11 protein-coding genes are annotated in these 13,121 nt (G+C 72.8%); 5 read left to right on the forward strand and 6 right to left on the reverse strand.

All coding sequences use genetic code 11. From position 1 onward, the window contains the following. Positions 1-61 precede the first annotated feature (61 nt). Entirely contained in the window at positions 62-1,900 is a 1,839-nt protein-coding gene (locus ACZ58V_RS00755) for an HSP90 family protein (RefSeq protein WP_468195306.1), read from the forward strand. Beyond that, positions 1,897-4,839, forward strand: coding sequence for a tetratricopeptide repeat protein (locus ACZ58V_RS00760; RefSeq protein WP_471287743.1), 2,943 nt, complete (start codon positions 1,897-1,899; stop codon positions 4,837-4,839). The genes ACZ58V_RS00755 and ACZ58V_RS00760 overlap by 4 nt, the downstream gene beginning before the upstream one ends. A gap of 30 nt (positions 4,840-4,869) precedes the next feature. On the opposite strand, the gene ACZ58V_RS00765 is transcribed toward ACZ58V_RS00760, so the two are convergent. Then, positions 4,870-6,636 carry a DAK2 domain-containing protein gene (locus ACZ58V_RS00765; RefSeq protein WP_468194991.1) on the reverse strand — a complete coding sequence of 589 codons (1,767 nt, stop codon included), beginning with the start codon at positions 6,634-6,636 and terminating at the stop codon, positions 4,870-4,872. 265 nt (positions 6,637-6,901) lie between these two features. On the opposite strand from ACZ58V_RS00765, the gene rpmB reads away from it, so the two are divergent. Next, positions 6,902-7,087 carry a 50S ribosomal protein L28 gene (rpmB, locus tag ACZ58V_RS00770; RefSeq protein WP_004924906.1) on the forward strand — a complete coding sequence of 62 codons (186 nt, stop codon included), beginning with the start codon at positions 6,902-6,904 and terminating at the stop codon, positions 7,085-7,087. Positions 7,088-7,189: 102 nt separating this feature from the next. Here rpmB and thiD read toward each other — a convergent pair whose 3' ends face one another. Both thiD and ACZ58V_RS00780 read right to left on the reverse strand, forming a co-directional pair. After that, positions 7,190-7,981, reverse strand: a complete 792-nt coding sequence (gene thiD, locus ACZ58V_RS00775) for a bifunctional hydroxymethylpyrimidine kinase/phosphomethylpyrimidine kinase (RefSeq protein ID WP_468194989.1) — start codon at positions 7,979-7,981, stop codon at positions 7,190-7,192. Further along, a complete protein-coding gene (locus ACZ58V_RS00780; protein WP_184598561.1) occupies positions 7,978-8,943 on the reverse strand; it encodes a thiamine-phosphate kinase in 966 nt (321 codons plus the stop codon). The genes thiD and ACZ58V_RS00780 overlap by 4 nt, the downstream gene beginning before the upstream one ends. 206 nt (positions 8,944-9,149) lie before the next feature. Here ACZ58V_RS00780 and ACZ58V_RS00785 point away from each other — a divergent pair, with 206 nt between their 5' ends. Further along, the gene (locus ACZ58V_RS00785) at positions 9,150-9,383 is read left to right on the forward strand and encodes an Lrp/AsnC family transcriptional regulator (protein ID WP_193481916.1); all 234 of its coding nucleotides are present in this window, start codon (positions 9,150-9,152) and stop codon (positions 9,381-9,383) included. A 20-nt stretch (positions 9,384-9,403) separates the two neighbouring features. Beyond that, complete coding sequence (locus ACZ58V_RS00790; RefSeq protein WP_468194985.1) at positions 9,404-9,922, forward strand: DUF3515 domain-containing protein; 519 nt, start codon at positions 9,404-9,406, stop codon at positions 9,920-9,922. A gap of 24 nt (positions 9,923-9,946) precedes the next feature. Here ACZ58V_RS00790 and ACZ58V_RS00795 read toward each other — a convergent pair whose 3' ends face one another. The 3 genes from ACZ58V_RS00795 to ACZ58V_RS00805 are packed head-to-tail and all read right to left on the reverse strand — an operon-like array spanning position 9,947 to position 12,974. Continuing rightward, positions 9,947-11,104 (reverse strand): D-alanine--D-alanine ligase family protein, encoded by a 1,158-nt coding sequence (locus ACZ58V_RS00795; protein WP_468194982.1) that lies wholly within the window; start codon positions 11,102-11,104, stop codon positions 9,947-9,949. 59 nt (positions 11,105-11,163) lie between these two features. Then, positions 11,164-12,174, reverse strand: coding sequence for an NAD(P)H-dependent glycerol-3-phosphate dehydrogenase (locus ACZ58V_RS00800; protein ID WP_468194980.1), 1,011 nt, complete (start codon positions 12,172-12,174; stop codon positions 11,164-11,166). Further along, positions 12,171-12,974: a lysophospholipid acyltransferase family protein gene (locus tag ACZ58V_RS00805; RefSeq protein WP_468194978.1), complete on the reverse strand. Its 804-nt coding sequence runs from the start codon at positions 12,972-12,974 to the stop codon at positions 12,171-12,173. Before ACZ58V_RS00805 ends, ACZ58V_RS00800 begins: the two co-directional genes overlap by 4 nt. Positions 12,975-13,121 lie beyond the last annotated feature (147 nt).

Below are 13,121 nucleotides of genomic sequence, written 5' to 3' on the forward strand. Positions count from 1 at the left end.
CCGCCCCACCGGGACCGCCCGACCCCGCGCCGTCGCGAGTCCTCCCACCGGCGCCGTGATGATGGATTCCGAGACCTCACAGGCTTCCCAGGCACCCCGTTCGCCCCAGTCACCTCATACGTTCCAGGTCGACCTGCGTGGTCTGGTGGACCTGCTCTCCCACCACCTCTACTCCAGTCCCAAGGTGTATCTGCGCGAGCTGCTGCAGAACGCGGTGGACGCCATCACCGCCAGACGCGCGGCGGAGCCCGACGCCCCGGCCCGGGTGCGGTTGTCCGCGCGGGGCGGCACCCTGCGGGTCGAGGACACCGGCGTGGGCCTCACCGAGGCGGACGTGCACAGTCTGCTCGCCACGATCGGGCGCAGTTCCAAGCGTGCCGAGGGGCTTCAGGAGGCCCGCTCCGACTTCCTCGGGCAGTTCGGCATCGGGCTGCTGGCCTGTTTCGTCGTGGCCGAGCGGATCCGGGTCGTCAGCCGCAGCGCCCGTACGCCCGGGGCGCCGCCCGTGGAGTGGACTGCGCGCGACGACGGTTCGTACACCGTGCGGACGCTGCCGGACGCCGAGCGGCCCGAACCGGGCACCACCGTGCATCTGGTGGCCCGGGCGGGGGCGGCGGAGTGGCTCACGCCCGAGCGGGTCGCCGCCCTGGCACGGGACTTCGGGTCGCTGCTGCCGTACGACGTCCGGGTGGGCGACGAGGCGGTCACCGACCTCCCGGCGCCCTGGGACCGTTCGTATCCGAGCCCGGCCGGCCGCCGCGTCGCCCTCGCCCGGCACTGCCACGACCTGTTCGGCTTCACCCCGTTGGACACGATCGACCTGGCCGTGCCGCTGGCCGGCATCCGCGGAGTGGCCTATGTGCTGCCGTCGGCGGTCAGCCCGGCCCAGCGCGCGGGTCATCGCGTGCATCTCAAGGGCATGCTGCTGACCGAGCGGGCCGAGCAGCTGCTGCCCGACTGGGCGTTCTTCGTGCGCTGTGTGCTCGACACGGACAGTCTGCGGCCGACGGCCTCACGCGAGTCGCTGTACGAGGACGAGACCCTGGCCGCCGTACGGGAGGCGCTGGGCGAGCGGATCCGCGCGTGGCTGACGGGCCTGGCGGCCGGTGATCCGGAACGGCTGGCCGCGTTCCTGTCGGTGCACCACCTGGGTGTGAAGTCGCTGGCCCGGCACGACCGCGAGATGCTGCGCACGATGCTGCCGTGGCTGCCCTTCGAGACGACCGACGGACGGCTGTCCCTGGAGGAGTTCGCGCAGCGGCACCCGGTGGTGCACTTCACGCGGACCGTCGAGGAGTACCGACAGGTGGCGCCGATCGCGTCCGCGCAGGGCATCGGCGTGATCAACGGCGGTTACACGTACGACAGCGAGCTGGTGGAGGCGTTGCCCTCGGTACGGCCGGGGACCGTGGTCGCCGAACTGGACTCGGACACGGTGACCGCCCATCTGGACGCGGTCGACCCGGCCGAGGAGCTGGCCCTGTCGGGCTTCCTGGCTGCGGCGCGGGCCCGGCTCGACCAGCTGGGCTGCGATGTGGTGCTGCGGGCCTTCCACCCGCTCTCGGTGCCCGCGCTGCACCTCGACGACCGGGACGCCCGGCACGAACAGGCCCGGGCCGATGCCGAGGCGCAGGCCGACGACCTGTGGGCGGGCATCCTCGGCTCCCTGCGCGGCAGTGCTCCCCGCGCGCGTCTGGTGCTCAACCACCTCAATCCGCTGGTCCGGCGGATCAGCGCGCTGCACGACCCGGAGCTGATCGGTACGGCGACGGAGTCGCTGTACGGGCAGGCCCTGCTGATGGCGCAGCGGCCGCTGAGGCCCGCCGATTCGGCGCTGCTCAACCGCGCGTTCATCGGTCTCCTGGAGTGGGCCACGCACAGCGAGGACGGTCAGGCATGAGTGAGATCACCGACTTCGACGCCCTGCGCCGGGCGATGGCGGAGAACTCCGACGAGCCGGAGGGTCCTGCCCGCAACGCGCGCGCGGAGGAGCTTCTGACGGCGGCCGAGAAGCTGAACATCCCGCTCGCCGTGATCGAGGCCCTCGGGCACCAGCTGAAGGTCTACAACTACAGCTCCGAGAAGGGGAAGATGTTCGTCCCCTTCGCGCGGCTGCTGCGCTTGTGGGACGAACGCCCCGAGGACTTCGACGAGTACGAGACCCACTCGCTGCACTGGGTCTTCAAGTGGGTGTCGTCCGGCATGCTCGACCAGCCGCACATCCCGCTCGCGTCGATCGAGAAGTGGCTCGGCGAGATGGAGCACCGCTACCGGATCGGCGGGTACTCCGAGCGGGCCGTGCGCAGCGCCGAGCACAGCGTGGCCGCCCATGTCGGGGACATCGCGCGGGCCGAGCGGGCGTACGCCGCGTGGCTGGCCGCCGACCGGGACGGCATGGCCGACTGCCACGCGTGCGAGCTGCACGGGCAGGGCTGGTGGCAGGCGGAGCTGGGCCGGGACGCGGAGGCCGTGGAGTTGTGGCGGCCGGTGCTGGAGGGCGAGTACGCCTGCGCCCACGAGCCGCACACGGCGCTCGCCTCCTCCCTGGTGCCGCTGCTGCGGCTGGGCCGCCTCGACGAGGCCCGCGCGCACCATCTGCGGGGCTTCCGGCTGGTCCGGGCCATGGAGAGCATGCGCGGCGCGTACGCGGAGCACGTGGAGTTCTGCGCGCTGACCGGCAACGAGGCGCGGGGGCTCGAGCTGCTCGCGGAGCGGCCCGCGTACTTCACGGACGACGGGCAGCCGCAGAGCAAGCTGGACTTCATGAGCGTGGTGGCCCTGCTCATGGACCGTCTGACCGGCCTCGGTCTTGGCGACCGGCAGGTGCCGGGCCCGGCCGGCCGGGAGTGGACCGCCCGGGAACTGGCCACGCACGCGCGTGCGGAGGCCCTGGCCCTGGCGGCGCGCTTCGACGAGCGCAACGGCACGGGATACGTCAGCGAGCGGGCCCGCGCGCGTATGGCGCGGGAACCCCTGGTGGAGCGGCTGCCGCTGGGGGTGCGGTCGGTACGGCCGCTTCCTCCGCCCGCTCCCCCGGCCGTGACGACCGCTGTCGCCGGGCAGCCGGATCTGCCGGCGCTGCTGGCCGAGGCACGGCGGCTGTCGGACACCCTGCGGCCGGGCGCCGTGGAGGCGTGGGCGGCGGTCGCCGGGGCGGCGGAGGGCGTCGAGCTGGACCCGCGCGACCGGGCCGAGATCGCCGACCACGAGGCGATGGGCCTCGGCCCCGAGGGCGCCGCGCTCTTCGAGCGGGCCGCCGGGCTGTACGCGGAGGCGGGCGACCCGGGCGAGGCCCTGGCGGCACGCGCGCGTGCGGCGTACGTACGCGCTCTCGGGGGCGACGTGGCCGAGGCGGTCGCGGCCGTGGCCGGCCCGTACGACGAGATCCTCGCGCTGCACGCCGCCGGTGGCACGGGCCTGCGGCAGACGGCGTCCGTCGTCATGGGACGGGCCCGGATCCTGATGCGCCGGGCGCACGAGGCCGAGGGCCCCGGGACGGAGGCGGTGCTCACCGAGGCCGAAGCCGCCGTCCAGGAGGTCCTGGCGCTCGTCGACGGGCGGACCGGGGAGGACGTACGGCTGACCGCGCGGGCCGCCGAGGCGCAGGCGATGCTCGCCGAGCTGGCGGGACTGGCCGGGGACCTGAAGTCGGCCGCGGGGCTGTTCGCGCGGGGCGCGGCGGCGTTCGTCGCGGCGGGGCTGCCCTGGTTCGCGGTGGAGTACGAGGCCCGGCTCGCCTCCCTGGCCCACCACCTCGACGACATGGCGGAGGCGGAACGGGCGCTGCGGGCGGCCCTGGAGCACGGCGGGCCGCATCTGGAGGCGCCCGGCCGGGCCCAGCTGCACCTCCAGCTCGCCGAGGTGGTCGGCGGCCGGGGCGAGGCCGTGGAGGCCGCCGAGCACGCCCTGCAGGCCGCGCACTGGGCCGACGAGGCGGGCGAGAGCGCGACGCTGGGTGCCTGGGCACGGCAGCAGCTCGGCGGGCTCCTGCTGCGGCAGGGTCGGTGGGCCGAGGCCGCCGAGGTGCTGGAGTCGGCGCTGCCCGATCTGACCGCGGAGACGCACGGCGACGGGGCGGTCGTGCAGACGCAGTGGTGGCTGGGCGACTGCCTGAGCGAACTCGGCGAGCACCGCGCCGCCGCCGAACGGCGTCTGCAGGCGGCCGAGATCGCCCGGCACTGGCCCGAGCAGCACGACCACGCCACCCTCGCCCACCTGGCCGGTGAGTCGCTCGCGCAGGCCGGGCTGGCCGCCGAGGCGGACCGGGCCTACACGCGCGCGGGCGACCTGTGGCGCGAACTCGGCAACACCCACGGGCTGGTCCGCTCCCTGCGCGCCCGCGCCTGGCTGGCGTTGCAGGCGCCGGACGGGCTGGAGGAGGCACGGGGCCTGATGGCGAGCGCGGTCCGGGAGTGCGAGGCGGCGCGGGACACGGCCGCCGACGAGGAGACCCGGCTCCGGCTCGAAGCCGAACTCGGCCACACCCACCGGCAGTTCGGCGACCTGCTGGCCCGCTCCGTCGCCGAAGGTGTCGAAGACGCCTCGAACCGGGCCGTCTTCGAGGAGGCCCTGTCCCAAGTGATCCGCTCGGTCGAGGTGTTCACGGCCCTCGGGGACGGCGCCCTGCACAGCCGCACCGGCGCCGAGCTGGCCGCGGGCTGGCTGGAGGCCGACCTGGGCCGCCCCGCCGAGGCCGTGGCACGCGCGCGTGCGGTGCTGGCGGCGTACGAGGGACACGACGGCTTCGACGACACGGGGGCCGTCGAAGGCCAGGAGGTGCGGGCCCGGCGGGCGGAGGCCGGGCACATGCTCCAGTCCGCGGCGGAGCGGCAGGGGTGAGTTCCTGCCCTGCTCCACGCCGATCCTGTCCTACTCCACTCCGATGAGGAGCAGGGCCCCTTGCCGTCCGCCCCGGTACACGACCGTGTCGACGGCGAGGTATCCCTCGCGGACCCGGCCCTCCAGGTGCTCGGCGATCGCCTCGGGGGCGTCGTCGCCGAGCACCAGGGTGACCATCTCGCCCCCGGCCGCGAGCATCCGGTCCAGGACGGTCTCGGCGGTGGCCGCGACGTCCGCGCCGATCACGGCCACATCGCCGTCGATCAGGCCCAGGACGTCGCCGGCCTGGCAGATGCCGGCCATCGTCCAGGACTGGCGTTCGGCGACGGTGACCTCGGCGTAGCGGGTCGCGCCGGCCGCCGAGGTCATCGACACCACGTCCTCGTCGAAGCGGCGCTCCGGCTCGTGCACGGCCAGCGCGGCGATGCCCTGGACCGCCGAGCGGGTCGGGATGAGGGCCACGCGGATGCCCTCCGTGCGGGCCTGCTCGGCCGCCGCCGCGGCGGTGTGACGCAGTTCGGCGTCGTTGGGCAGCAGCACGACCTCGCGCGCGTGGGCCCGCCGTACGGCCTGTACGAGTTCGCCGCTCGCGGGGGGCTCCCCGGGGCGTGCGAGCACGGTGGTCGCGCCGGCCTCGGCGTACAGCCCGGCCAGGCCCTCACCGGGCACGACGGCCACGACGGCACGCTGGGCGCGCTCCCGGGGCGGGCGCTCGGCGCCGGTGGTGTGCACGTCGCCGGCGCCGAAGTGCGTGATGCGGATCCGGTAGGGCCGCCCGGCCTCGATGCCGGCCTCGACGGCGGCGCCCGCGTCGTCGACATGGACATGGACGTTCCACAGCCCGTCACCGCCGACCACGACGAGGGAGTCCCCGAGGGCGTCGAGCCGCTCCCGCAGCCGCCCCACGGCCGCGTCCTCGGCCTCCAGGAGGTAGATCACCTCGAAGGCGGGCCCGTCCTGGTCCGCCGCGGTGGTGCTGTCGGCGCACTCGCCCGGGGCGCCACCGACCGGGACGGGGCCGTCGTCGGGTTCCACGCGCGCGTGGGGGTCCTCGTCCGGGCCGGTGTACGCGCCGGCAACCGCTCCCCCGGGCACCCTGGCCCCCGGCACGCTCACCGCACCCGCCACCACCGCCCGGGGCATCTCCCCCGTGAACGTCTCCACCAGCGCCCCGAGCACCGCCACCAGCCCTCGCCCACCGGCGTCGACCACCCCGGCGCGTTCCAGGACGGGCAGCTGGCCCGGGGTCGCGGAGAGGGCCGTGCGCGCTCCCTCGTAGGCCGCCCGGGCCACCTTCCCGCAGTCGCCCTCGGCACCGTCGGCGGCGTCGGCGGCGGCCGAGGCGACCGTGAGGACGGTGCCCTCGACGGGGTGGGCCACGGCCTGGCGGGCGGAGTCGGCCGCGTGCCGCAGGGCGAGCCGCAGGCCCTGGCCGTCGGCGTCGGCGGCCTCGTCGTCGGCCAGCACCTGGGCCATGCCGCGCAGCAGCTGGGCGAGGATCGTCCCGGAGTTCCCTCGGGCACCGATGAGCGCCCCGTGCGCCATCGCCCGGGCGGCATCGGCGAGCGTCGGCCCTTCGGGCCCAGACCCCGCCGCATGGCCCGCGAACACCGCCTCGACCGCCGCGACCGCGGACTCCACGGTCAGGTACAGGTTCGTGCCGGTGTCCCCGTCCGCCACGGGGTAGACATTGATCGCGTCGATCTCCTCACGCGCCCGCCCCAGCGTCTCGAGAGCGAGACCACACCAGGTGCGCACCGCGACAGCGTCGAAGAATGTCTGCGGCACCTGCGCCACCGCGCCTCCCTTAGCTGCTGGACGTGGCACGCAGCGTAGTCTCCGGGGCGGTCCGGACCGGAGGCGGGCCGGGCCCGGCCCCTGAGCCGCCATGGTAGTTTCGCTCTACGGGTGCAGCCGTTGTATGCTGCTCCGGTTGCCCGATCCCGATCGGGCCTTCCCCCTGGCAGCGCCACTCAGACCGGACGGCTCCTTGAGCCCCACGATCTCGATCCCGGCATGCCGGGATTAACCGTAAGTGCATCTGAAGTCTTTGGAGTGACCCGTGGCTGCCAACTGCGACGTCTGCGGCAAGGGGCCGGGCTTCGGCAACAACATCTCGCACTCGCACCGCCGTACGCCCCGTCGCTGGAACCCGAACATCCAGCGTGTGCGTACCGTGGTGGGCGGGACGCCGAAGCGCGTGAACGCTTGCACCTCGTGCATCAAGGCCGGCAAGGTCTCGCGCTGACGCTCAGCTAGCGCGCGGCCACTGCTGGTTCGCTGAAGAGCCGGTCCACCTGAGGTGGACCGGCTCTTTGCCGTGTCCGGATGTCCAGGAAGGGCCGGACGCTCAGGAACCGGCCCGGAACCGCCAGCCGTGATCCACCGGCCCGATGCCCCCGCCGAGCGCGAAGCCGGCCGCGACGGCCCCCGTGACGTACTCCTTGGCCGCCGTCACCGCCTCCGGCACGGACCGCCCCTTCGCGAGCTGTGAGGCGATCGCGGAGGCCAGCGTGCAGCCCGTACCGTGCGTGTGCCGGTTGTCGTGGCGCGGTGCCCGCAGCCAGTGCTCCTCGGAGCCGTCGGTGAGCAGATCGACGGCGTCCCCGGGCAGATGCCCGCCCTTGATCAGCACCCAGCGCGGCCCGTACGCCAGCACGGCCGCCGCGGCGCGCCGCAGCTCCTCCTCCGACTCGACCCGCACCCCCGTCAGCTGGGCCACCTCGTCGAGGTTCGGGGTGGCGACCGTCGCCACCGGCAGCAGCTTCGTACGGACGGAGTCCAGCGCCGAGGCGGCGAGCAGGGAGTCGCCGTGCTTGGAGACGCCCACCGGGTCGACGACCGCCGGGGCGTCCGTCGCCGCGAGCAACTCGGCCACCGCCTCCACGAGTTCCGCCGAGGCCAGCATGCCGGTCTTGACCGCCTGGACGCCGATGTCGTCGACGACACTGCGGTACTGGGCCCGAACCGCCTCCACGGGCAGCTCCCAAGCCCCCTGCACGCCGAGGGAGTTCTGCGCGGTCACCGCCGTGACGACACTCATGCCGTGCACGCCGAGCGCGAGCATCGTCTTCAGGTCGGCCTGGATGCCCGCGCCTCCGCCGGAGTCGGAGCCCGCCACCGTAAGGACGTTGGGGATCATGACTCTATGTCTCCGAAGTGGTCCCAGCCGCCCTTGCTGGTCCACGGCGCTCCGTCGACCGTGACCTGGGGCAGCGCCGAGGGGTTGAGGACCTCGCCGATGACCTTCCAGCGGGCGGGCAGCTTCACGTCCGAGGGGAACGTCGCCACGATCGCGTGGTCCTCTCCCCCGGTCAGCACCCACTGCATGGGGTCGACGCCGACGGCCTGCCCGATGTCGTTCATCTGGGTCGGGATGTCGATCGCCCCGGAGCGGATGTCGATCCGCACCTTGCTGGCCTCGGCGATGTGCCCGAGGTCGGCGATCAGCCCGTCGCTCACATCGCACATCGCGGTCGCCCCGAGCCCGGCGGCGGCCGGACCCGCGTGATAGGGCGGCTCGGGACGCCGGTGGGCCTCCACGAACGCGCGCGGCGAGCGGAACCCCCGCGACAGCACCGCGTACCCGGCCGCCGACCAGCCCAGCCAGCCGGTCACCGCGACGAGGTCGCCGGGCTGCGCGCCCGCCCGCGTCACCGGTTCCTGGTTGCGCAGATCGCCCAGCGCCGTGATCGACACCATGATCGAGTCGCCGCGTACGACGTCACCGCCGACCACGGCGGCGCCCGCCACCTGGCATTCGTCGCGCAGGCCGTCCATCAGCTCGCTCGGCCAGGTCACCGGCAGCTCGGCCGGGACGACCAGACCGAGCAGCAGCGCGGTCGGCACGGCGCCCATGGCGGCGATGTCGGCGAGGTTCTGCGCGGCGGCCTTGCGGCCCACGTCGTAGGCCGTCGACCAGTCGCGGCGGAAGTGCCGGCCCTCCACCAGGATGTCCGTACTGGCCACGACCCTGCGGTCGGGCGCGGCCACCACCGCGGCGTCGTCGCCGGGGCCGACCCGGACCGCCGGGGTGGTGGTCAGACGGGAGGTGAGCTCCCTGATGAGCCCGAACTCACCGAGCTCACCAACAGTGCCCTTCATTGCCCTCTCTCCCCTTCTGTCCCTGTACATGCCCGGTCGCGAGGCAACTGGGGCCTCGCTACGGTCGAAGTGACCGTCATGTTCTGCCGGACCCGCGCCCCGGCGCGCAAGACCCGGTCCCCACGGGTCTCCCCGTGGTGAGCGGCGACGCGATACCGTGGCGTTCCTTTTCCCCACATGATCCTCGTGGCCGCCCTGGAGGTTCCGTGGTACAGGCGTACATCCTGATCCAGACGGAGGTCGGCAAGGCGTCGACCGTCGCCGAGACGATCAGCAAGATCCCTGGGGTCGTCCAGGCCGAGGACGTGACGGGACCGTACGACGTCATCGTGCGGGCCCAGGCCGACACCGTCGACGATCTCGGTCGCCTGGTGGTCGCCAGGGTCCAGCAGGTGGACGGCATCACCCGCACCCTGACCTGCCCGGTCGTCCATATCTAGCCCCCGTCTACCCTGTGCCGGTGAACTCTTTCCGTCACCGGCACCGTTCTGTCTTCCGCATGTTCCGCCTGCCCGCTCTCGCGCTGTTGATCACTGTCGCGGGCTGCTCCTCAGCAGACGACAGCGCGTCGGCGGCGGTTCCCAGTCCGGGCGCCAAGGCCACGGAACTGTGCCGGAACCTGGACAAGGTACTGCCCGCGAAGGTGGATGGTGAGCGACGCGAGGATCCCGAGCCCGCGTCGGCGCTGACGGCGGGCTGGGGCAGCCCGGCGATCATACTTCGCTGCGGTGTTCCGCAGCCGCCGAAGATGATCGATCCGAAGGTGGCGGACGGACGTGATCCGGACGCGGTCGCCGGGGGTGTGAACGGGGTGGACTGGCTGATGGAGGAGCGGGACGACGGGGGGCACGTTTTCACCACGGCCAACCGGGAGACGTACGTCGAAGTGCGCGTGCCGCAGGGGCCGGACAGCTCCGGGGTGCTGATCGATCTGGCCTCAGCCGTGAAGAAGGCGATCCCCGAGGGGATCGCCTCCTGACACCTCCTGCGACGCGCGGTCGATTCAGCGCAGGCCCGTCGAACGGCGAAGTGCCGCCTGCACCAGGCGGTCCACCAGCTCCGGGTAGGACACCCCGCTCGCCTGCCACATCTGCGGATACATCGAGATGGGCGTGAAGCCGGGCATCGTGTTGATCTCGTTGATCACGAACTCGCCGTCCTCGGTGAGGAAGAAGTCCGCGCGGACCAGGCCCTCGCAGGACGCCGCCTCGAAGGCCTCGACCGCCAGGCGCTGGACCTCGGCCGTCTCCTCGGGCGTCAGCGGCGCGGGCACGATCCCCGGCGTCGAGTCGATGTACTTGGCCTCGAAGTCGTAATACGCGTGCGCCTCGGGCGTGGGGATCTCGGCGGGGGCGGAGGCCCGGGGGCCGTCCTCGAACTCCAGGACGCCGCACTCGATCTCGCGGCCCCGCAGCGCGGCCTCCACCAGGATCTTCGGGTCGTGCCGCTGGGCCTCGGCGATCGCCTCGTCCAGTCCGGAGAGGTCGTCGACCTTGGTGATGCCGATCGACGAACCGGCGCGCGCGGGCTTCACGAACAGCGGCCAGCCATGCTCTCCGGCGAAGTCCACGATCTTCTTGCGGGCGGCGGTCTCGTCCCGCTCCCACTCGCGCGGGCGGACCACCACGTACGGGCCGACCCCGAGCCCGAAGGAGGTGAACACCCGCTTCATGTACTCCTTGTCCTGGCCGACGGCCGAGGAGAGCACACCCGAACCCACGTACGGGACGCCGGAGAGTTCCAGGAGGCCCTGGAGGGTGCCGTCCTCGCCGTACGGGCCGTGCAGCACCGGGAAGACCACGTCGACCTCGCCGAGCGCCTTGGGAACCGATCCCGGCTCGCTGTAGACGACTTCGCGGTTGGCGGGGTCGACCGGGAGGATCACTCCGCCCTCGTCCGACTCGGCGAGCGCGTCGACGCTCGGCGGGCGGCGGTCGACGATCGCCATCCGCTCCGGTTCGTCCGCCGTGAGCGCCCAACGTCCGTCCTGGGTGATGCCGATCGGCAGGACGTCGTACTTGGTCCGGTCGATGGCCTTGAGGACGGCGCCGGCGGTGACCACGGAGATCCCGTGTTCGGAGCTGCGCCCGCCGAACACGACGGCCACACGCGGCTTGCGAGGCGGCTGCTCGGGGCTCTGGGGGAGGTTCTCGGTGCTCATATCGGGTTGAGAGTACCCGTTGGTAGGACAGGGATACAGCGCCCCCGGCGTCGCGTCGCTCAGCGTCGCTCGGGCTTCGCGCTGCGCGACATCAGCTCCTTGAGGGCCACGACCGGAGGCTTCCCCTCGTGCACGATTTCCACGACCGTCTCGGTGATCGGCATGTCGACGCCGTGCCGGCGGGCCAGATCCAGCACCGACTCGCAGGACTTGACGCCCTCGGCGGTCTGCTTGGTGACCGCGATGGTCTCCTGCAGGGTCATGCCCTTGCCGAGGTTGGTGCCGAAGGTGTGGTTGCGGGACAGCGGCGAGGAGCAGGTGGCCACCAGATCGCCCAGGCCCGCGAGTCCGGAGAAGGTCAGCGGGTCGGCACCCAGGACCATGCCGAGCCGGGTCGTCTCGGCGAGACCGCGGGTGATGAGCGAGCCCTTGGCGTTGTCGCCGAGACCCATGCCGTCCGCGATGCCGACGGCCAGCCCGATGACGTTCTTCACCGCGCCGCCGAGTTCGCAGCCGACGACGTCGGTGTTGGTGTACGGGCGGAAGTACGGCGTGTGGCAGGCGGCCTGGAGCCGCTGGGCGACGGCCTCGTCGGTGCAGGCGACCACGGCGGCGGCCGGCATCCGCGCGGCGATCTCCCGGGCCAGGTTGGGCCCGGTGACCACGGCGATGCGGTCCGGGCCGACCTTGGCGACGTCGTCGATGACCTCGCTCATCCGCATCGCGGAGCCGAGTTCGACGCCCTTCATCAGCGACACGAGGACCGTGTTCGGGGCGAGCAGCGGGCTCCACTCGGCGAGGTTGCCGCGCAGGGTCTGCGAGGGGACCGAGAGGACCGTGAAGTCGGCGTCCGCGGCGGCTTCCGCGGGATCCGTGGTGGCGCGTACGTTCTCCGGCAGCTCGACGCCCGGGAAGTAGTCGGGATTGGTCCGGGTGGAGTTGATCGCCTCCACGAGCTCCGGACGGCGACCCCACAGGGTGACCTCGCACCCCGCGTCGGCGAGCACCATGCCGAACGCCGTACCCCACGAACCGGCGCTCAGGACCGCCGCCTTGACCGGCTTGCTCACTTGCCCAGCCCCTCTTCCTGCGCCGACTGCATCGACTGCACCGATTCCTGCCCGCCCCGCTGTGTCTGCGCCTGGGTGCGGCGCCGCTGTTCGATCCGCTCCCGGCGCGGGTCGTAGGGCGTGGCGGGCGCCTTCTCCCCGCGGATCTCCTCCAGCTGACAGGTGACGGCCGCCATGATGACCTCGGTGGCTTCCTTCAGGAGGTCCGCGGTCATCTCCCGGTCGTAGAACCGCGTGAGGTCCACGGGCGGTCCGGCGAGCACGCGATGTGTCTTGCGCGGCAGGAGGTGCGGCTTCTTCGCGTACGGCGGCAGCAGCTCGTTGCAGCCCCACTGGGCGACGGGGACCACCGGGCACTTGGTCTCCAGGGCGACGCGCGCCGCCCCGGTCTTGCCGGTCATGGGCCAGCCCTCCGGATCGCGGGTGAGAGTGCCCTCGGGATAGAAGGCGACGCATTCACCACGGTTCACGGCCTCGATCGCGGCCCGGAATGCGCTGAGCGCGTCCGTGCTCTCGCGGTAGACGGGGATCTGCCCGGTGCCTCGCATCGCGGCCCCGACGAATCCGCTCTTGAAAAGCCCGCTCTTCGCGAGGAATCGCGGGACGCGCCCGGTGTTGTACTGAAAGTGCGCGTAGGCGAAAGGATCGATGTGCGAATTGTGGTTCACCGCGGTGATAAATCCACCATCAGCCGGAATGTGCTCGATTCCGCGCCAGTCCCGCCTGAGCAGAACCACCAGCGGCGGTTTGCAGATCACCGCAGCTAGGCGGTACCAGAAGCCGATTCTGCGGCGGGGCACGCGGACACCTTCCTCTAGGGCCTGAAGCGGGGGCCACCGGGGGGCCGCACAAGTGTCGCCCCAGGCCGCCGGTCTGTCGAGAACACCGTACGCCCCGACCCACCGGCCGCCCGATGCCCCGGGTGACAATGACCGCGACAAGAGAGG

This window comes from Streptomyces sp. NPDC040589, from assembly GCF_055594445.1.